General features: G+C 56.6%; 24 protein-coding genes and 4 pseudogenes. 19 read left to right on the top strand and 9 right to left on the bottom strand.

Annotated features, from left to right (window positions below; translation table 11 throughout):
• The first annotated feature begins 91 nt into the window (after window positions 1–91).
• The 12 genes and pseudogenes from JCM13583_RS03920 (at window position 92) to JCM13583_RS12040 (ending at window position 6,391) form a co-directional block, all read left to right on the top strand.
• A complete protein-coding gene (locus tag JCM13583_RS03920) occupies window positions 92–1,471 on the top strand; it encodes an acetyl ornithine aminotransferase family protein (RefSeq protein WP_162509348.1) in 1,380 nt (459 codons plus the stop codon).
• Window positions 1,472–1,651: 180 nt separating this feature from the next.
• Window positions 1,652–1,792: pseudogene (locus tag JCM13583_RS14330) on the top strand (tetratricopeptide repeat protein); the annotation flags it as partial.
• Entirely contained in the window at window positions 1,778–2,182 is a 405-nt protein-coding gene (locus tag JCM13583_RS03915) for a tetratricopeptide repeat protein (RefSeq protein ID WP_171823422.1), read from the top strand. The pseudogene JCM13583_RS14330 and the gene JCM13583_RS03915, both read left to right, overlap by 15 nt.
• Window positions 2,158–2,295 (top strand): hypothetical protein, encoded by a 138-nt coding sequence (locus JCM13583_RS13810; RefSeq protein ID WP_171823421.1) that lies wholly within the window; start codon window positions 2,158–2,160, stop codon window positions 2,293–2,295. Before JCM13583_RS03915 ends, JCM13583_RS13810 begins: the two co-directional genes overlap by 25 nt.
• A gap of 5 nt (window positions 2,296–2,300) precedes the next feature.
• Window positions 2,301–2,678, top strand: coding sequence for a DEAD/DEAH box helicase family protein (locus JCM13583_RS03910; protein WP_075056766.1), 378 nt, complete (start codon window positions 2,301–2,303; stop codon window positions 2,676–2,678).
• Window positions 2,561–3,511, top strand: a complete 951-nt coding sequence (locus tag JCM13583_RS03905) for a hypothetical protein (RefSeq protein WP_075056765.1) — start codon at window positions 2,561–2,563, stop codon at window positions 3,509–3,511. The genes JCM13583_RS03910 and JCM13583_RS03905 overlap by 118 nt, the downstream gene beginning before the upstream one ends.
• A gap of 38 nt (window positions 3,512–3,549) precedes the next feature.
• Window positions 3,550–3,756 (top strand): hypothetical protein, encoded by a 207-nt coding sequence (locus JCM13583_RS03900; RefSeq protein ID WP_162509346.1) that lies wholly within the window; start codon window positions 3,550–3,552, stop codon window positions 3,754–3,756.
• A gap of 99 nt (window positions 3,757–3,855) precedes the next feature.
• On the top strand, window positions 3,856–4,188 hold the full coding sequence (locus JCM13583_RS03895; protein ID WP_162509345.1) for a hypothetical protein: 333 nt from the start codon (window positions 3,856–3,858) through the stop codon (window positions 4,186–4,188).
• A gap of 378 nt (window positions 4,189–4,566) precedes the next feature.
• Window positions 4,567–4,965 (top strand): hypothetical protein, encoded by a 399-nt coding sequence (locus JCM13583_RS12055; RefSeq protein ID WP_162509344.1) that lies wholly within the window; start codon window positions 4,567–4,569, stop codon window positions 4,963–4,965.
• A 91-nt stretch (window positions 4,966–5,056) separates the two neighbouring features.
• Window positions 5,057–5,731: a chloride channel protein gene (locus JCM13583_RS12045; protein WP_162509342.1), complete on the top strand. Its 675-nt coding sequence runs from the start codon at window positions 5,057–5,059 to the stop codon at window positions 5,729–5,731.
• Between the two features lie 91 nt (window positions 5,732–5,822).
• The gene (locus JCM13583_RS13805) at window positions 5,823–5,975 is read left to right on the top strand and encodes a hypothetical protein (RefSeq protein ID WP_171823419.1); all 153 of its coding nucleotides are present in this window, start codon (window positions 5,823–5,825) and stop codon (window positions 5,973–5,975) included.
• A complete protein-coding gene (locus JCM13583_RS12040) occupies window positions 5,975–6,391 on the top strand; it encodes a CBS domain-containing protein (protein ID WP_171823418.1) in 417 nt (138 codons plus the stop codon). Before JCM13583_RS13805 ends, JCM13583_RS12040 begins: the two co-directional genes overlap by 1 nt.
• 31 nt (window positions 6,392–6,422) lie before the next feature.
• Here JCM13583_RS12040 and JCM13583_RS03885 read toward each other — a convergent pair whose 3' ends face one another.
• Window positions 6,423–6,602: a hypothetical protein gene (locus JCM13583_RS03885; protein WP_075056762.1), complete on the bottom strand. Its 180-nt coding sequence runs from the start codon at window positions 6,600–6,602 to the stop codon at window positions 6,423–6,425.
• Between the two features lie 527 nt (window positions 6,603–7,129).
• Here JCM13583_RS03885 and JCM13583_RS03880 point away from each other — a divergent pair.
• Window positions 7,130–7,594: a GNAT family N-acetyltransferase gene (locus JCM13583_RS03880; protein WP_171823417.1), complete on the top strand. Its 465-nt coding sequence runs from the start codon at window positions 7,130–7,132 to the stop codon at window positions 7,592–7,594.
• Between the two features lie 22 nt (window positions 7,595–7,616).
• On the opposite strand, the pseudogene JCM13583_RS03875 reads toward JCM13583_RS03880, so the two are convergent.
• Window positions 7,617–8,821, bottom strand: a pseudogene (locus tag JCM13583_RS03875) (methionine adenosyltransferase).
• A 163-nt stretch (window positions 8,822–8,984) separates the two neighbouring features.
• Here JCM13583_RS03875 and JCM13583_RS03870 point away from each other — a divergent pair.
• From JCM13583_RS03870 to JCM13583_RS03855, 4 genes are read left to right on the top strand one after another with little or no spacing between them, the layout of a single operon-like run.
• The gene (locus JCM13583_RS03870; RefSeq protein WP_075056761.1) at window positions 8,985–9,539 is read left to right on the top strand and encodes an inorganic diphosphatase; all 555 of its coding nucleotides are present in this window, start codon (window positions 8,985–8,987) and stop codon (window positions 9,537–9,539) included.
• Complete coding sequence (locus tag JCM13583_RS03865) at window positions 9,532–9,846, top strand: hypothetical protein (protein WP_075056760.1); 315 nt, start codon at window positions 9,532–9,534, stop codon at window positions 9,844–9,846. The genes JCM13583_RS03870 and JCM13583_RS03865 overlap by 8 nt, the downstream gene beginning before the upstream one ends.
• 19 nt (window positions 9,847–9,865) lie before the next feature.
• Entirely contained in the window at window positions 9,866–10,708 is an 843-nt protein-coding gene (locus tag JCM13583_RS03860) for an MFS transporter (protein ID WP_162509340.1), read from the top strand.
• Complete coding sequence (locus JCM13583_RS03855; RefSeq protein WP_075056758.1) at window positions 10,674–11,111, top strand: MFS transporter; 438 nt, start codon at window positions 10,674–10,676, stop codon at window positions 11,109–11,111. The genes JCM13583_RS03860 and JCM13583_RS03855 overlap by 35 nt, the downstream gene beginning before the upstream one ends.
• Here the strand turns inward: JCM13583_RS03855 and JCM13583_RS03850 are convergent.
• Entirely contained in the window at window positions 11,088–11,963 is an 876-nt protein-coding gene (locus JCM13583_RS03850; protein WP_075056757.1) for a putative 4-hydroxybenzoate polyprenyltransferase, read from the bottom strand. The two genes, JCM13583_RS03855 and JCM13583_RS03850, sit on opposite strands and share 24 nt — an antisense overlap.
• 3 nt (window positions 11,964–11,966) lie before the next feature.
• Window positions 11,967–13,412: pseudogene (locus tag JCM13583_RS03845) on the bottom strand (UbiD family decarboxylase).
• Between the two features lie 54 nt (window positions 13,413–13,466).
• Here JCM13583_RS03845 and JCM13583_RS03840 point away from each other — a divergent pair.
• On the top strand, window positions 13,467–14,282 hold the full coding sequence (locus JCM13583_RS03840; protein WP_171823416.1) for an alpha/beta hydrolase: 816 nt from the start codon (window positions 13,467–13,469) through the stop codon (window positions 14,280–14,282).
• On the opposite strand, the gene JCM13583_RS03835 is transcribed toward JCM13583_RS03840, so the two are convergent.
• The 5 genes from JCM13583_RS03835 to JCM13583_RS03820 form a co-directional block, all read right to left on the bottom strand.
• Entirely contained in the window at window positions 14,261–15,016 is a 756-nt protein-coding gene (locus JCM13583_RS03835) for a carbon-nitrogen hydrolase family protein (RefSeq protein ID WP_075056755.1), read from the bottom strand. The genes JCM13583_RS03840 and JCM13583_RS03835 overlap by 22 nt on opposite strands.
• The gene (locus tag JCM13583_RS13800; RefSeq protein WP_171823415.1) at window positions 15,013–15,168 is read right to left on the bottom strand and encodes a hypothetical protein; all 156 of its coding nucleotides are present in this window, start codon (window positions 15,166–15,168) and stop codon (window positions 15,013–15,015) included. Before JCM13583_RS13800 ends, JCM13583_RS03835 begins: the two co-directional genes overlap by 4 nt.
• Before the next feature lie 99 nt (window positions 15,169–15,267).
• Window positions 15,268–15,591: a hypothetical protein gene (locus JCM13583_RS03830; protein WP_075056754.1), complete on the bottom strand. Its 324-nt coding sequence runs from the start codon at window positions 15,589–15,591 to the stop codon at window positions 15,268–15,270.
• Window positions 15,588–16,217, bottom strand: a complete 630-nt coding sequence (locus tag JCM13583_RS03825; protein WP_075056753.1) for a hypothetical protein — start codon at window positions 16,215–16,217, stop codon at window positions 15,588–15,590. The genes JCM13583_RS03830 and JCM13583_RS03825 overlap by 4 nt, the downstream gene beginning before the upstream one ends.
• Complete coding sequence (locus JCM13583_RS03820) at window positions 16,214–16,636, bottom strand: PaaI family thioesterase (RefSeq protein WP_075056752.1); 423 nt, start codon at window positions 16,634–16,636, stop codon at window positions 16,214–16,216. The genes JCM13583_RS03825 and JCM13583_RS03820 overlap by 4 nt, the downstream gene beginning before the upstream one ends.
• Window positions 16,637–16,874: 238 nt before the next feature.
• Between JCM13583_RS03820 and JCM13583_RS03815 the strand changes: the two are divergent.
• Window positions 16,875–17,600: pseudogene (locus JCM13583_RS03815) on the top strand (TrmB family transcriptional regulator).
• Window positions 17,601–17,641 lie beyond the last annotated feature (41 nt).

Below are 17,641 nucleotides of genomic sequence, written 5' to 3'. Positions count from 1 at the left end.
ACCCCCCCTGGCATTACGAATCTCGTAATAACCATACGATTATGTTTGAATAAAATATATATTATTAGTTTGTATAATTTTTCCGATACACATGATGAAGGAATCAAAGGCATCCGCCGAGCTCAACAGGATACAGATCAGGGTAACTCCGCCAGGGCCGGAGGCCAAGAAGATAGTGAAGAGAGACCATGATGTGCTGGCAAAGAGCACAAAGTCACTCCCAATAGTCGCGAGGAGGGCAAGGGGGGGCGTCTTTGTGGAGGATGTCGACGGAAACGTTTACCTTGACATGGCGAGCGGGATCAGCGTCACCAACCTGGGCCACGTGCACCCCCCCAGGGTCACCGCAAGGGTGGAGGAGCAGCTCAGGAAGCTATGGCATTTTGCCGGCACGGACTTCTACTACGAGGAACAGGTACTGGCCGCAGAGGAACTGGTGTCAGTGACGCCAGGGAGCTTCAGGAAGAAGGTCTTCTTCACCAACAGCGGGACGGAGAGCAATGAGGCTGCCATCAAGATCGCCAAGGCCGCCACAGGGAAGCAGCAGTTTATAGGCTTCATAGGCGGGTTCCATGGCAGGACCCAGGGCTCGCTGTCGTTCACTGCATCGAAGCCCATCCAGAAGAAGGGCTTCTTCCCCCCCTCCATGCCTGGAGTGGAGCACGTGCCTTTCCCTGACCCATACAGGAACCCGTTCGGCATAGACGGGTACGAGGAGCCAGAAGAGCTGGTGAACAGGACGATCGATTACATCGACCGCTTCGTCCTCAAGACCTACCTGCCGCCGGAAAACGTGGCGGGGTTCCTGGTGGAGCCCATACAGGGAGAGGGGGGATACGTTGTTCCGCCGAAGGGCTTCCTAAGGTCACTGAAGAAGCTGGCGGACGAAAACGGGATCCTCCTCATGGTGGACGAGGTCCAGACCGGGTTCGGGAGGACAGGGAAGTTCTTCGCATCAGAGCACTTTGGCATAGAGCCTGAGGTGCTTACAGTGGCCAAGGCAATCGCATCGGGCATACCCATGGGAGCCGCAATAGTGCACGAGAGGCTGGACTTCCCAGAGTCGGGGTTGCACTCCAACACGTTCGGTGGCAACGTGCTGGCCTCTGTCGCCTGCATAGAGACCATCAGGGTCATGAAGGAGGAGAAGGTCCTTGACAATGTGAACAGGGTGGGGGGGCCATACCTGAAGAAGAGGCTCCAGGAGCTGTCAGAGAGGTACGAGTGCATAGGCGATGTGAGGGGGGGCATCGGCCTGATGCTGGCCATAGACTTCGTGAGGGACAGGAAGACAAAGGAGCCGGCCAGGGAGCTGAGGGACAGGGTGGAATACAAGGCATTCGAGAACGGCCTGATACTCCTCTCCACAGGCCAGAGCGCCATAAGGATAATACCTCCACTCATAATAACGGAGGAGCAGGCAGACATGGGTGTTGAGGCCCTGGAGAGGGCCATCAAGGCCTCCATCTGATCTCTTAGGGTGACAGGTAACCCTCACCATTTTTCGTGGCCAAACGACCACCCCCCCTATGGATCTGGAGAAGGTGGGGGGGAAACGTTTAACACTAGCTAGACATGTGGATATCGTGTCAAGCAACTTCAAACCTCTGGACCGATCCGAACTTGCGGACGATTACAATGAGAGGGGGGGATATCATACTTCAACATACAGAAGTACCCTGAGGCAATAAAGGAATTCACGAAGGCCATAAAGATCCTGGACAACGAGCCGGACTTTTACTACAACAGGGGGGGCCTGGCATATTACTCGATGAAGATGCTGGAACAGGCCGTCAAGGACTACAAGAAGGCTATAGAGTTATACCCGGAGCACGCGGACTACCACAATGCACTTGGCTCCGTTTACGAGGACATGGGGGGGAACCTTGAGGAAGCACTGAAGGCATTCAACAGGGCAATTGAACTGGAGGGCGACGTGCCAGACTACTATTACAACAGGGGAAACGTCTACTGGAAGATGCAGAGGTTCCAGGACGCTCTGGCCGACTACACGAAGGCAGTGCAGCTCAACTCACAGGACCCAATATTTCTCTACCGCAGGCACGAGCTCCTCGCATACATGGGAAAGTACGGGGAAGCGGCCCGCGACATGCTGGAGATCATAAAGCTGACGCCCGGGGGGTGCCTGCATACTACGTGGACGCTGCGGACCTCTTCATAAAGGCAGGTATGAGGGAGAGTGCCATAGAGGTGCTAGAGGAAGGCATCAGGGCATACCCGGACTCAAAGGAACTCAGGGATAAATACGAGAGCTTATCGGAGAAGCAGGTGTAGACAGTTTGAACCTGCCATACACGCTCAGAACCTATCAGGAAGAGATCATACGCTTCATACACGCGAAGCTTGAGGGTGGCAGCAGCGTTGCCTTTGAGTCCCCAACCGGCACCGGCAAGACGATAACTGCACTGGTCGCCGCCATCGAGTTCGCAAGGAGGAAGGGGGGGAAGAAGGTCCTCTATGTAACCAGGACAAACAGCCAGCAGGAGCAGGTGATAAAGGAGCTCCGCCTCCTGAAAAGGGGGGGCGAGGAGATCAGGCAGTGCCATTCCAGGGACGGGCCAACCTTTGCCTGCTTTACGGCGAGATCGAGGAGTCCAGGGACTTCACCTCGGAATCCCTCTCAAGGTTCTGCTCCCTCAGGAAGAAAAAGGTGCTGAACGGTGACCAGAGCGCGTGCATTTACTACAACGAGAAGGTCAGTTCGCCCGAGGTCTCCTCGTACATATACAGCACAGTCCCGGATGTGGACTCCATTTACAACTACGGCCTGGACAACGTGGTGTGCCCGTACGAGGCCCTCAAGTGGGCACTGAGGGACGCTGAAATCGTCATAGTGCCCTATGCACTCTACTTGAACCCCGTGACGGCGCAGAGGCTCCTGTACAGCTGGGGGGGTGTGGAGAGGGAGGACCTTGTGGTTGTGCTGGATGAGGCGCACAACATTCCCACAATAGCAAGAGAGCTGGCCTCATTCGAGATTGCTGTCGGTTCAGTGAACGCCTCAGAGCGCGAGGCCCAGGAGTACGGCGACTTCGAGCTCATGCCTGGCTACAGGACCTCCGATCTGTGCGAGATGGTGAGGAACGCCATATACGACATAGTCAGGGACAAGGTCGGAGAGAGCGAGGAGGTCAGGATACCGTTTTCAGACCTCAGGGAGTACATCATGGTGGGCAACCACATCTCAGGCGAGACATACGATGACCTGCTCCGCTACCTGGAGATAATGGGCGAGTTCGTGGCCGAGCAGAAGGAAAAGTCGGGGGGGAAGGTGCCGAGGAGCAGGATACTGCACCTCTACAACGTCCTGTCCGCATGGGAAAACGTGGATGAGGATAGGTACGTTGCTGTTGCCTCCTCTGAAGGGGGCGGAAAGCTGATAGCGGCGTGCCTTGACCCCCCCTCCTCGCTCCTCACGCCGCTGAAGGTATCGAAGACAATACACATGTCGGGCACTCTGGCCCCCCATTTGATGTCTACCGGGATCTAACAGGCTTCGAGGATATGAATTTCCTCTCAGTACCATACATGTTCCCGCGCGAGAACAGGTCGATCGTGTACTATAGCGGCCTGAGCACGAGGTTCAGTGAGTTCAACGAGGAGACTGCAGAGAGGATGGCCCGGATGATAAGGGACCTCATATCGACGGTGGCAAGGAACACGCTTGTCTTCTTCCCCCCTCATACAACGTCAAGCAGAAGGTCTGCGGATACCTCGATGGTATGCGCTACCTGAACGAGGAGAGGGATATGAGCCAGATCGAGGTCATGGACCTGGTGAACAGGTTCAGAAAAGGGGGGGGCTGCCACTCTTCGCGGTCACAGGGGGGGTAGGATCGCAGAGGGGGGGATGGACTTCCCCGGTTCCGAATTGGAGATGGTCATCATAGCAGGCCTTCCTTTTCCAAAGCCCACGGCACAGCAGAGGGCACTCCAGGAGTACTATGAGCGCAAGTACGGTCGCGGGTGGGAATACGCAGTCGTCTTCCCGACGGTGATCAAGCTGAAGCAGGAGATAGGCAGGCTCATAAGGAGGGAGGACGACGTTGGGATGGCCGTGATACTGGACAGGAGGGCGAGCATGTTCAGGAAGTACATACCTGACATGAGGGAGAGCCTGGACCCAGTGAGGGATGCAGAGGCCTTCTTCACGATGTCCAGGAACTAGGCAATCTGTAGAATGCAGGCGCATTCACCACCCAGCCCGTCCCTGGCTTTTCGCATGAAGGGTGACTGGTGCACGCGGCCCCCCCTCGCCTGCCTTGCCGAGGGCCTGCGGCCAATGTACAGTCAGGGAACCGGTTGCTGAAAGGTTGCCAGGATCCACCTGCTTTCCCATGATGGTTATGCAGCGCAGCCCATGGTCAGGCACCGGAGGCGCATCTGCTGGTAATGCCATTCCCTGGGATCAATGATCCCAGAAACGTCGCAGGTGCATTTTTCATATGGACGGTGGCCATGGCCCCGCAGCACAGGAGCATTCCTGGCGAGCAGAGATTTAAGAATGATCAATCGATATGCTTAAACGCTGGAAAGTGCATAACGTATGGTTGAGCCGGCACGAGCTGCATCCCGTAAAGGCCTGCAGTGGATACTCAGGAACGATGTGACAAAGTGGGTCTTTCTGGGTATCCTGATAGGGATCGTTGCCGGCGTGGGCTCTATAGCCTTTTACTTCCTGATCAAGCTGATGACTGGACTCATGCTGACCGGCATAACGGGGGGGTTCGTGCCACCGGAGCCCCCCCTGGGCGAAGGTGGGAGCCTGGCATACACCCTTGGCCACTACAGGTGGTACCTGCTTCCAATTTCACTGGCCGCAGGAGGCATCCTGAGCGGGCTGATAGTCTACAACCTGGCTCCTGAGGCCGAGGGGCACGGCACGGATGCGGCAATAAGCGCTTTCCATAACAATAACGGAAAGATAAGGAGCGGGTGCCAATAGTAAAGCTGGTGGCCTCTGCAATAACCATAGGCTCAGGTGGCAGCGCCGGCAGGGAGGGCCCGACAGCACAGATAGCGGCTGGCTTCGGCTCATTCGTAGCAGATGTCTTCAGTCTCAACGACCACGACAGGAGGATCGCAGAGGCAGCTGGGATCGGCGCGGGCATAGGCAGCATATTCATGGCACCCCTGGGTGGGGGGGCCTTCTCAGCACCGAGATACTCTACAGGCGCGACTTCGAGGTGGAGGCCCTCATACCTTCAATAATAGCGTCAGTGGTCGGCTACTCCATCTTCGGTTACCTCTTTCAGTACAGGCCAATCTTCTACACTGACCCCTCATTCCTCTTCTTCGAGAGGCCGGAATCTTTGCTCGCGTACGCCCTTGTGGGCATCCTGGCAGGCCTGCTTGGCAAGGTCTATGTAAATGTGTTCTACGGCATCCAGGGCCTGTTCAGGAAGTGGAACATAACTAGGTTTGCAAAGCCGGCCATCGGCGGCCTTCTTGTGGGCCTGATAGCCATAAAGTTCCCCCAGGTTCTCGGCCTGGGGGGGTACGGCTGGGTGCAGCTACTCCTCAACGAGAACCTCTACCTGATGCCACTCTACATCCTAATCATCCTGATCTTCGTGAAGATCGTGGCCACGTCGCTGACAATAGGCTCAGGCGGCTCAGGTGGAGTGTTCGCGCCAGGAATAGTGATAGGCTCCTTCTTCGGCGCAGCCATGGGCATCATACTGCACCCCCCCTGTTCCCCCCCTACCTAAACATTGTGGAGTTCACCATAGTGGGCATGATCTCCTTCTTCGGCGGGGGTGTCGAAGGCACCGATTTCGGTTCTCATAATGGGGGACGGAAATGACCGGCAGCTTCGCACTCTTCCTGCCCCCCCTCATGCTCAGCACGACGCTCTCATACTTCGCGTCAGGAGTGAACACCTCAATCTACAGGGCCCAGGTGCTGGACAGGCACATTCACCAGCGCATGCTGCGGAGTACGAGAGGCCAATAATGGACCAGGTCCCGGTTTACAAGGCGATGAGGACGGAGTTCAACTACGTCACCCCGGATGACGACCTGCGCAGTGCGCTCCCGAAGTTGAGGGAAACAAGGACCAAGAATCTCCTCGTTATGAATGGCCACAGCCTTAAGGGGGGGATACTTTCACTGGACATGATAAAGTCTGGCATGGATGTGAACTCACTCAAGGTATCTGACGTGATGAGCACAGATGTACCCACCATAAGGTACGATGCGAATATTCACGAGGCCCTTGACAGGCTTATACGTTCAGACCGTGGCATCCTGGCGGTGATCGATGAGGACAACACAACGGTAAAGGGCATCATCGGGCTCCCAGACATTGCAGAGGCGTACAACAGGGAGATAAGGCGCATCAAGCATGAACTGATGCAGGGCGAGGGTTAGAGGCCTGATACAGTGCAGGGAGTGCCTTGCACTATCCAACGGGGGGGCATGTGCCCTCCCTCAGAGTGCTGTGATGCCGCACCCTGAGTGCATCCAGAACCATGTGACCAGGCGCACCGCCATTCAAGAACAGGTTCTGTCCGGCCAGGGCCACCTGAACTATCTGTCCATAGGATCTGTTGTTAGCCTCGCCCGCTGTGTCGTCTGCCATCTTTCCTTATCTTCCCAAGAAATCACACCTCCCTGGGGGCCAAGCGACCCCCCCATCTGCTACTGATGTCATGCACCCACATCCATTCACAAGCGCTCTGGCCTGACACACCCAGGGTTCCTGGCCATCCTGGTCTCCCGGTGGCGCCGCATGGCCAACCCTATGGCCACTGCACGAACGCCTTACACTGAACCCGTGACACTGTCGGCCTGACTGATCCGGGAAAATGTGGAAGCCCCCTTGCCGCCCGTGCCCGTCCTCATGAATTCAGGAGGTGTGATCTACCTGAACCCGCAGGCCCAACACATCCTACCAAGCTCTCCATGCTTGAAGGAAAGAGTGGCACCATGGGCCTTGAAGTGGGATATAAAGGAGTCTAGAACACCAGAGATACAGCACTTTAGATGAATTGCAAGCGCAATCATTGACAGTTAAAGGCACTACTTGGTATCACTGTACAGGGAAGTTATGCAACATGCCTGCCGGAACCGAAACGGTAATACGCAGAACCTCAATATGAGCGTTAAATGGCGCTTCACACTGTACCTGTGAGGTACGTGAGGAACTTCAGGAAGCAGGATCTGGACAGGGTCGTAGATATAGGGAACTCCTCCCTCACGGAGTATTACACACCAAGCCTGATAATGGACCTCTACAGGTCATGGCCAGAATCCTTCATGGTTTACTGTGTGGGCTCCGAGATTGTGGGTTTCATTGTCGGCTCAAGGCAGTCAGACATTGACGCAAGGATACTCCTCCTCGCCGTGGATGCGCGCTACAGGAACCAGGGGGGGTGCGGGTCAGCGCTCATGGACTCTTTCCTCAGGCTCTGCAGGGATTGCGGCATCAGGAGCGTGAGGCTCGAGGTCAGGACGGACAACGAGAAGGCGATTTCATTCTACAGGCGCTATGGCTTTTCGATAACATCAACCCTGAAGTCCTACTACAGCGACGCATCAGATGCGTACGTGATGTGGAAAATACTTGAGTGAAAAAGAGAGGGCCAGTACACCCTCAGAAGACACTTATCTTGCCCTCAACGAACATCTGCGTGAGGTCGCCAATCCTCTCAAGCCTCTGGTCCGCTATGTTCCTTATGTCGTTCTTGTGCTTGGACGGATCTACGTTGTCGTCGTATATGACCTGTATGTTAGCCACGTGCGGGTCATCCACCCTCCTGCCTATCTGCGACACGATCCTGACCAGCACTTCCTCAACGTCCCCACCGTGTTCCTTGATTATGTCCTGGGCGATGAGGTTCGCGAGGACATTGTAGAGCTTGCCAACATGCGTGACAGGGTTCTTGCCCGCTGCCGCCTCCATGCTCATGGGCCTGTAAGGCGTGATCAGGCCCGTGACCCTGTTGCCCCTTCCCACGGAGCCGTCGTCACCGTTCTCCATGGATAGGCCTGTCACGGTGAGGTAGTGGCTCACAATTCCAGTCTCGTCCTTGTCCGCTGTATTGATATACACCCTGACCTCCTTGTCAGTTATCTTTGACGCGTTGTCCTCCACCATGGTCTTCAGTTCTTCCTTTATCGAGAAGTACTCGCTGCTGTCCCTCACATACTTGTCCACAAAGGCCGCCGCTATGGTCAGGTTTATGACGTCCCTCTGCCTGAAGCCCATGACTTTCACGTCGTAGCCTATTGCTGGCAGCTTGCTCTTCACAGCCGGGCCGTTTATGAACTTCTCAGTGGCGAGCACAAGGTTTTCGGTATCCGTGAAGGGCGCGAATCCCACACCGAAGGAGGTGTCGTTGGCCTTAAGCCTCTGTGTGTCGTAGACGGCCCTCAGGTCCACAGAGCCCTGCCCGATCCTGCAGTCTATCATCACGTCGGCGTCCATGTCGAGGTGCTTGAAGTTGCTCCTCAAGTACTCCTTCGTGGCCTTCGTTGCTATGGACTTGTACGGTATCCTGTCCTCATTGACCTTTGTTGTTGCCCTGCCTGAGAGCAGGATGTATGTGGCTCAAGCACCATTCCGCCTCCGAACTTGGGTGCTGCCTGGCCACCAACCACCTCCACCTGGTCGGTGTTGTGGTGCAGTATCCTCCCATAGTGCTCGATGTAGTACTTGCTGAGCGCCCTGCTGACGGCCTCAGCAATTCCATCGGCTACACTGTCAGGATGCCCGATGCCCTTCCTCTCAACGATCTCGACTTCCCTTGCAGATGTCTTTGTCTGGTTTATCTTTTCAACCGTGATGTTTCTCTCCATAGCTTTCCAGCGACTATTGGAGGTTAAATATTAAACCTTCTTAGCAGGTCCCCCCCATAAATGCCTGGCGTTGAGAAAATATTATCTACAGTAATAGAAACAGTGCAAAACATTATCACTCATAGATGCACAATTCTAAATAAACTGTATGGGATAAGCAGGTATGGTGAAGAACGGCAGCTACTGGCACATGCTACCACCTGGACCTAAGCCTCCTGAGGAGATCTATGTGGTCATAGAGACGCCACGGGGGGGGAGCAAGAACAAGTACGAGGTGGCAAAGGACCATGCTGGCATAGTACTGGACAGGGTCCTGCACTCCTCTGTCATGTATCCCGTGGACTACGGCATGATACCGCAGACCTACTACCTTGACGGTGACCCCCCCATTGATGTGCTGCTCCTCACAAGCGAACCGCTGTTTCCCGGTACAATCGTTGAGGCCAGGCCCATAGGCCTGATGAAGATGGTGGACCAGGGCGACGTTGACGACAAGGTGCTCGCTGTGGCCAAGGGCGACCCGGTGCACAGGAACCTCAGGTCCTACAGGGAGGTCAACGAACACAGGCTGAAGGAGATTGCAAACTTCTTCGAAACTTACAAGATCCTGGAAAACAAGAAGACCGAGGTGAAGGGCTGGGAGGACAGGGACAGGGCCCTGGCAGAGATCGAGAGATCGATAAAGATGTATAAGGAGAAGTTCGGAGAGGATGAGTGAAGGCAGGTACGCCGTTCTCTCCCTTAGCCCTGGCAGCATCCTGGTTGACAGGTCACTGTCAGGAACGCCCATGGTACTGAGATTCGCCTATTCTCCAGGCCCGTGCAGGGACGGTACATGCCAGCCTATTAGGAGGGCGGTGTGCACCGCCTCCACAGCCGGGGCCAGGGGGCTCGTCAACCTCGAAGTGGATGGGGGGGTGCAACTCAGCCTGACGCCTGAGGTGGCGGAGGAGATAAGGAAAGGGAGGAGAAACGTTATCATAAAGAGGAGCATCACAGGGAAAATCAGGGTTTCAGGCATATGACCCTGTGAAGGTGTGATCCATTACGCGGATAGGTTCTCGCTTCCTGCTGCATAACAGGAACCTCTGGGCAGTCAGCCTTGCATCTGCATTCAGGTCCATTGGCTTCGGCGCCACCTGGCCATTCGCGGCCATATTCTTCGAGGAAGGCCTGCACATCCCGGTTTACCTGGTGGGTATAATCTTCACCCTGAACTCGGCGACTTCCATAGTGTTCAGCATCGTCGGCGGCGCCCTCTCGGACAGGATAGGCAGGAAGGGGGGGACACTGCTCACAGGCTCCTTATCAGGCGTCCTCATATATGCTGCCATATTCGCTGACCTGATCGGGCCCAGGCAGGCAGCCTCCATTGTTGCCCTCTTCATACTCTCCGCCATCTCAGGGGGGGCGCTCGTCTTTCCCTCTGCATCAGCACTGGTGGCAGACGTGACCACAGAGGACGAGAGGACGGACGGTTACGTCATATACAGGATCATGTCCAACCTGGGCTGGGCCATCGGCCCCCCCATAGCCGGCGGAGTCCTGTACGAGTACCACTTCTCCCTCATATTCATGATGGTCTCGGTGACCTCGCTCATGCAGTTCCTCACAATCGTGTTCTTCGTGAGGAATGTGAAGGCGAGGCAGAACACGGCCAAGAAGCGGTCCGGATATCTCGTGTTTGACAGGTACCTCCTCACCTTCTCCCTCGGGACGTTCTTCCTGACCATCGTGACTTCACAGTTTTCCGTGACACTGCCTGTCTACTCGTCTGTTTATGAGGCATCACTGGCCTCAGGCTGGGGGGGCTGGTCTATGCGGTCAACGGCACGGTTGTTGTCCTGGGCAGATGCCCATCACCTCGCTGATGAAGAGGTTCGATGACGTAACCACCATGATGGCAGGGGCAGCTGCCTACGCCTTGGGCTATCTGCTTGTGGGGGGGTTCTCGGGCTCATTCTACCAGCTCATGCTCGATATGGCCATAATCACCGTTGGCGAGGACATGACATCGCCCATCATGAACACAATAGTATCAAGGATAGCGCCACCGGACAGGGTCGGGAGGTACATGGGCTTCCTGGGCATGATGAACTCCACAGGCAGGGCCCTCGGGCCATCCGTCGGCTCCTTCCTCCTCTTCATCTTCTCCTTCGAGAGGCCACTGGTGTGGGTGGGCGTGGACATCTTCGCCCTAACATCCGTGCTACTCTTCACGGCCTTCCGGGCAATGCTGCTCAGGAGGGACCGTTTATCAAGCCCATCATATGGCTACAAGGTTCAGTAGCCATGTCGATACTACCAGCCCGATGAAGAAGAGTATGCCTATGAACGAGTTCGCACCGAGGAAGGAGCGCCTGACGCTCCTTGGGTCCCCCCCTGGGTCAAGGCTCACGTGCTGGAACACTATAAGGAAGAGTATTGGCACGAGGACTGCAACGTATGCCCATGTAGGGTAGTAGAAGGCTATTGCCACAAGGTCCAGGAAGGTCACAGCGTGCGTGATCTCGGAGATCCTCAGCGCCTTTCGCACACCGTACTTTGTGACCAGTGTCTTCAGGCCGTTCCTTATGTCAAACTCCCTGTCAGGGATCACGTAGATTATGTCGAACCCGGCTATCCAGAGAGAGGACGCTATGAAGGTGAGGTACAGCACTGGGTCCGCTGGAAATACAGGCCTCACTGCCAGGTATCCGCCCAGGACACCAACGCCTATGGTGGAGCCCATGAAGTAGTGCCTCCAGGCCGTGATCCTCTTCATTATTGGGTCCGCTATGAACAGCGCCAGGACTGCAGGGGAGAGGAGGAGCACGAGGCGGTTGAGCGCCAGGGTGGCCAGCTCGAAGATCAGGGCGAACGCCACGGTGAGAGCTATTGCCCCCCCGCGCATGCTTATCTTCCCTGAGACCAGGGCCCAGTCCCTCTTCCTGGGGGGGTTGATCGCATCGTAGCGCCTCCCCAGTATCCTGTTCACTGACATTCCTGTGGCCCTGGCGAACGTGGTCGCCACAAGTACAAGGAGTATCTTGACTGGGTAGACATGGGGGCCAGATGCTATGACGGTGCCAGCAAAGACGAACGGCAGGTCGAAGACTGTGTGCTCCAGCTTTATGTAGTCCACTATGTCCTTGGCTTTCATGCCCTACAGCCCGTATGACTTCCACTTTTCTCTAACTTTCTCCTCTATGTCCCTCCTCATCTCAAGCACGTCAGGCCACCTCCTCTGGTACCCCCCCTCCTCAGGCCCCCCCTTCCTGGTGGCATCAATGCCCATCTTTGAACCGTAGTTCGGCAGGACTGAAGCGTGGTCAAGCGTATCGGTTACTGTGCCCGGTATTATCACCACATCCCTCTGCGGGTCGATCCTCGTTGACATTGCCCAGAGGACCTGGAACCTGTCGTGCACGTCCACGTCCGCATCCACAACAACCACTATCTTCGAGAACATGAGCTGGCCCATGGACCAGAGCGCAAACATCACCTTCTTGGCCTGCCCCCCCGGGTAGCGCTTCCTGATGGACACAACGACCATGTTGTGGAAGGCCCCCCCCTCTTCCATGGTGTTCATGTCCACTATCTCCGGCACCTGCACCTGTATGATCGGCAGGAACATGCGCTCTATGGCCTTCCCGATCACCACGTCCTCGTGCCAAGGTTTTCCAACGATGGTGGTTGGATATACAGGTTCTTCCTCTCAATGACCCTCCTCACGTGGAACACCGGGAACTGGTCTTCCAGTGAATAGTAGCCAGTGTGGTCGCCGAACGGGCCCTCGACCCTGGTCTCTGATGGGTCCACATAGCCTTCAAGTACTATCTCTGCGTTCCTAGGGTACTCAAGAGCGACTGTCTGCCCCCCCTCACGAGCTCGAAGCGCCTCCTGGCCAGGAGGCCCCCTGAAGGAGAACTCATCTATGCCGTTTGGCAAAGGTGCCACTGCGCTGAATATGGTCAGCGGGTCGCTCCCTATGACCACTGCCACATCCATCTCCTTCCTTGTGGCACCCATGTTCTCTGCGCCCCCCCCTTGTGGATGTGCCAGTGCATGCCCGTGGTCTCTGAATCGTAGACCTGCATCCTGTACATGCCGACGTTCCTCTGGCCCGTCTCCGGGTTCCTGGTTATCACGAGAGGTAAGGTTATGAATGGCCCCGCGTCCTGTGGCCACGTCCTGCATATCGGGTACCTGTATAGGTCGACCTCCTCCAGCACCCTGTGGGATGAACCGAAGCCATCAACGACCTTCGGCCTCAGGCCGCCCAGCTCCCTGAGCATGGACAGGCCCCTACCGATGAGGCTCTCAGTGTCATCCGGAGGCTTCACTATGGAGCGCAGGTGCATGCCTATATCCATTGGGTCTCCACCGAGGATCTCCCTCATGACATCCGGTGAGGTGAATATGTTTCCAAGGGCAGGCACCTCCGAGCCTTCACGTTCTCGAAGAGCAGCGTCCTCCTCTTCCCTATCCTGAGCTCCTCGCTCATTATGTGGGTGAGCTCCAGGTCCGGGTCAACCTGCTCCCTGATTCTGGCCAGCCTGGATGACCGCTCTGCGTACTCCACGAACTCACGGAGGTCCTCAAACACCATGCGACCTCTAATGCGATGCAGGTTATCGTTTTTTGTGAAGTCTGCCTTGGGATTTTGCCTGCCCATCGACCTGCAGGCCTGGGCCCAAGGCCCTATCTAACCACATGCTGCACAAGCGATATCACGGCCATTGCCATCACCCATTATGGAGAGGCGCTCTTTCAGCAGTTCCTATGGGACCGTATCATACCTCTACAGGGCTGGCAGGCACCCGCTCATCCTGCTTCACGGCCTCGGCGGGTCGGGGGGGAACAACTGGATGCGGATGGAACCGTTCCTGGACACGGACCTGGCTCTTTACATGGTAGATATGGCCGGGCACGGTTACTCCACAAGGGATGTCCCCGAACCATCAATCGATGTCCAGTGCAGGATACTGCAGGAGTTCATCCAGGGGGGGTCGGCATCGATCACTTTTCCATCATGGGCAACTCGTACGGTGGCTGGGTTGCGCTGCGCCTGGCCCTCGGCTATGTGCTCCCCCGAAAAGATGGTGCTCGAGGACAGTGCTGGGACGAACCAACTGTGGCAGAACTCGGCAGGGAGGAGGGGGGGGAGAGGTTTGTCAGGAGACTCGTCTCGATCGACAGGAGGAACGACGAGGAGACCATGAGGAAGTACGTCTTCTGGAACGCCACCAGGGAGAGGAAGCTCACATGCGAGGACCTTGGGAGAATAGGTGTGCCAGTGCTCGTTATATGGGGGGGCACCGAGGACGATGTGATTCCAATAGACTACGGGAGGAGGATGGCTTCCTGCCTGCCCAGGGCACAGTTCTCGGAAATACATGGTGCCGGCCACACGCCGCACCACTCGTCTCCCCCCCAGGTGGTTGCGGCCCTTGTGAATCACTTCGTCCTCAGGGAGTAGTGGCCCGGGTCCTCCTCCGCCCTGGTGTCCACCAGGTCGGCCACATCCGTGCTCAGCTCAACCAGAGTGAACACATCGCCTGCCTGCAGTTCCCTTAGCAGCACCCCCCCTTTCCCTGCCCTCTCCATCCATGTAACCATGGACCCGGAGCCGAACATCTCAGAGCTGGAGTTGACCGATATGAAGGGCAGCCTGTTCTCCAGCGACCTGGCCCTGACGTATATGTGCCACATGTCCCTGAAGTCCCTATCTATGAGGGACGGATTCAGTATCAGCCTGGCACCCATTCCGGCCTGCATCTTGCAGTAGTACGGGAAGTCCACATCATAGCATATGCACACACCTATCCTGCACAGGTGCGTGTCGAAGACCTTCACTTCGCTCCCCGGCGTGTAGCTCTTCTTCTCGGACCTGAACAGTGAGACCTTGTCCTGCCATCCTATGAGCTTGCCCATATCGATCAGCGGTGAGCTGTTGAAGAGCCTCCCATCCCTGTAGACACTCAGGCTGCCGGGGCAGAGCAGTACCCTGTGCCTTGCGCTCATATCCCCCCCATAGAACCTGAGGAGTGAGGACATCTCCGGGCCATCCTGGTCCATCCTGTCAGTTATCCACTTCTCCGGGAAGACCACCAGGTCAGCACCGCTGAATATCCTCTCTTCGTTCTCCTCAAGGAACCCCCCCATGGCCCTCTCCATGTCCATGAGAGGTGCCTGGACAATGCTGGCCCTCATGGAATCACACCCATGACATGCTCGACTATCCGCCTGGCTGCCAGCTCCTTTGGCATGACGCCCAGGTCGAAGGAACCATGCCTTGTGTGTATCACGTACCTGTTACTGACATCACCGAAGGCACCGTCCTGTGCGTCATAGTAGTTGGACACGACAACATCCGGCTCGTACCCTGCGAAATGGCCCCCAGACGTCGCTGTCGCCTGAATCTGTCAGCCTGAAGGCTACAAGGTTCCTGGCCTGCAAGGGCCTCAGGGCCTCGACCATCTTCCTCCTGGGGGGGTGAGTTTCAGTGTTACCTCTGAAGAGCTCGGTATCTTTGAATGGTGCCTGTCCAGTGTGAAATCGGGCAGGGCCGCGCACAGGAACACGCCGTCGAACTGGGCCGATCTCATCGCCTCTGACACCCCCTCCTCAAACTCCTCGGCCGTGTGGGCTGGCCTGAAATTCACGTATGATGCAGCTGCCTGGAGCAGTTGCCAACGTATTCGATCGCACCAGCACCGAGCCTGTAGAGCCACCTGGATATCCAGTACCCCCATGAGACCAGTTGACCTGTTGGTAACAACCCTCACTGGTCGATGACTTCCTCTCCCCCCCTGCCGGACACAACGAGGTACCTCCCGCCCCCCCTCTGGCCCGCCAGCGCCCTGGCGACAGCGTCTATGACCTCTGCAGGCCCGGCCAGCTTGGCCTTGCCCTCCTCAACCACAGGCTCAACGAACAGTGCACCCATCGAGCGGAGTATGTCTGTGTTCCTGCGCAGTGCCGGAGACCTGAACATGCCCTGGTGCATTGCCGGGACGAACAGCACGGGCACACCACTCCCCACTGCGTTACTGAACATGAGTGGCTGCACCTCGTCCGCTATCCCGTTGGCACACTTCCCTATGGTGTCAAAGGAGGCTGGCATGAGCACCAGGGCGTCAGAGCCCTCCACATCAGAGATGTGTTCAAGCCTCCCAGAAACCTCGGTTATCACATCGTTTCCAGATGCCCACCTGAAGACCTCGTGGGAGATGAGGGCCTGCGACGCCTTCCCCCCCATGGCTACCTTCACTTTGGCCCCCCCCTCCCTCCTCATCTCCCTTATTATGTCGGGGACGCGGTATATGGATATGCTACCCCCCCCGGTGGCAACGAGAATCCTCCTGCCCTCCAGGCACCCTGTGTTGATGCCTCTCCTCGGGGGCCGGCTCATCTACCCCCCCCATCTTCCCTCACCAGGAACCAGACACCGGTTCCAGTTGCGCAGAGTTTCCCATCGCCGTCTACCAGCCTGATGTCGCAGAAGGCCACGTTCTTCCCGCTCCTCAGCACTCTCGATTCAACGGAAACCGGGCCAGTGGAAACCGGCCTCAGAAAGTTAACGTTCAGGTTGACGGTGAACTCATTGACCACGCCATCATCACACATTGCGGATATTCCGCCCGCAGCGTCCATCAGGGAGCACACGGCCCCCCCGCCGTTCATCATGCCACCGAACCTCTTCAGGCCATCGCCAAGTTCGACTTTGAGGGAGACGTACCCCCCCTTCTCCAGCGCGGTAACGCTTATGCCGAACCTGGAAAGGTAAGCGTCATTATCCACTATGGCCTGCGCCATTTCCACATCGATCATATGTTATGGGACATGGCTTCGTGCACTTAACTTTAGCACAGCCATGCAATCATGAATGGCAGGCCGCCCACCAAGTCACAGGCATTCCTGTTCAGATGGTGGCTGCCAGGTTGCACCGGGCCAACTGCCAGATGCTGTTGATGGCCCCTCATGCGGTGGAGGGCCCGTTAAACGGTGCAGGTTTTCCCCCCCACTGCCCTGGAAAAATGATTTAAGCACATACACTATCTTTCCAAACATGCCCCCCCTTGACCCGGAACAGGTGTCCAGGATCCAGGAAAACCTCAAGATGTTAGGGTTGTCCGCCTATGAAGCCCAGGGGGGGTTCATAGCACTGGTCTACCACGGTGTGGCCAACGCGGACACTGTGGCGGACACTGCCCAGATCCCGCGCACCTCCGCCTACAAGGTCATGGAATCCCTGGTGAAGAAGGGCTTTGTCAGGGAGACAGAGGGGGGGAGGCCCAAGATGTTCAAGCCAGAGGACCTGAACAAGCTCGAGGACGAGATCTCCAGCAAGGTCAGGTCACTGTTCGAGGACCTCAGGCAGGTGAGGGCGCTGCAGCCTTCCAAGGGCCAGCCGCAGCTGGTCTACACGATCTACGGAAGGCAGAACGTCATGATGAAGATAGGGGGGGAGATGATAAACCTCACAGAATCGGAGATATTCATATGCACACCTAAGGTGAAGGAGATAAGGACTGAGATGAGGAAGGAGATAGAGAATGCCATCAAGAGGGGGGGGTAAAGCTGATATTTGTTACCCCTCCGAACAAGAGGGTGCCCCCCGAACATAACAGTATACAGGAAGGAAGGGCTCATAGCCACAGATATAGTGAGTGACAAGACCAGGGCGCTCCTGGCCGGGGCGGACCTCGATGCCTGTGGCTACACCGACAACCCAGCCCTGGCCCTGCACGTCTACCAGTTCATAACGATGATGATGCGGGACGGTGTATCCTGAGGTGTGCCCCCCTGCTCAACTTTTTATAAAACACCGCATTC

This window comes from Thermogymnomonas acidicola JCM 13583, assembly GCF_001316105.1.
Taxonomy (GTDB): domain Archaea; phylum Thermoplasmatota; class Thermoplasmata; order Thermoplasmatales; family Thermoplasmataceae; genus Thermogymnomonas; species Thermogymnomonas acidicola.
This window is presented reverse-complemented; position numbering and strand designations above follow the sequence as displayed.

What these genes read in the sequence shown, in the direction of transcription:
- JCM13583_RS03865 (WP_075056760.1), top strand. Translation starts at nt 9,532, where the DNA reads ATGAGTGAAGGCAGGTACGCCGTTCTCTCCCTTAGCCCTGGCAGCATC.
- JCM13583_RS12055 (WP_162509344.1), top strand. Translation starts at nt 4,567, where the DNA reads ATGGTTGAGCCGGCACGAGCTGCATCCCGTAAAGGCCTGCAGTGGATA.
- JCM13583_RS03870 (WP_075056761.1), top strand. Translation starts at nt 8,985, where the DNA reads ATGGTGAAGAACGGCAGCTACTGGCACATGCTACCACCTGGACCTAAG.
- JCM13583_RS03900 (WP_162509346.1), top strand. Translation starts at nt 3,550, where the DNA reads ATGTTCCCGCGCGAGAACAGGTCGATCGTGTACTATAGCGGCCTGAGC.
- JCM13583_RS13805 (WP_171823419.1), top strand. Translation starts at nt 5,823, where the DNA reads ATGACCGGCAGCTTCGCACTCTTCCTGCCCCCCCTCATGCTCAGCACG.
- JCM13583_RS03920 (WP_162509348.1), top strand. Translation starts at nt 92, where the DNA reads ATGATGAAGGAATCAAAGGCATCCGCCGAGCTCAACAGGATACAGATC.
- JCM13583_RS03850 (WP_075056757.1), bottom strand. Translation starts at nt 11,963, where the DNA reads ATGAAAGCCAAGGACATAGTGGACTACATAAAGCTGGAGCACACAGTC.
- JCM13583_RS03880 (WP_171823417.1), top strand. Translation starts at nt 7,130, where the DNA reads ATGGCGCTTCACACTGTACCTGTGAGGTACGTGAGGAACTTCAGGAAG.
- JCM13583_RS03835 (WP_075056755.1), bottom strand. Translation starts at nt 15,016, where the DNA reads ATGAGGGCCAGCATTGTCCAGGCACCTCTCATGGACATGGAGAGGGCC.
- JCM13583_RS03820 (WP_075056752.1), bottom strand. Translation starts at nt 16,636, where the DNA reads ATGATCGATGTGGAAATGGCGCAGGCCATAGTGGATAATGACGCTTAC.
- JCM13583_RS03915 (WP_171823422.1), top strand. Translation starts at nt 1,778, where the DNA reads ATGCTGGAACAGGCCGTCAAGGACTACAAGAAGGCTATAGAGTTATAC.
- JCM13583_RS03885 (WP_075056762.1), bottom strand. Translation starts at nt 6,602, where the DNA reads ATGGCAGACGACACAGCGGGCGAGGCTAACAACAGATCCTATGGACAG.
- JCM13583_RS03825 (WP_075056753.1), bottom strand. Translation starts at nt 16,217, where the DNA reads ATGAGCCGGCCCCCGAGGAGAGGCATCAACACAGGGTGCCTGGAGGGC.
- JCM13583_RS12040 (WP_171823418.1), top strand. Translation starts at nt 5,975, where the DNA reads ATGGACCAGGTCCCGGTTTACAAGGCGATGAGGACGGAGTTCAACTAC.
- JCM13583_RS03855 (WP_075056758.1), top strand. Translation starts at nt 10,674, where the DNA reads ATGCCCATCACCTCGCTGATGAAGAGGTTCGATGACGTAACCACCATG.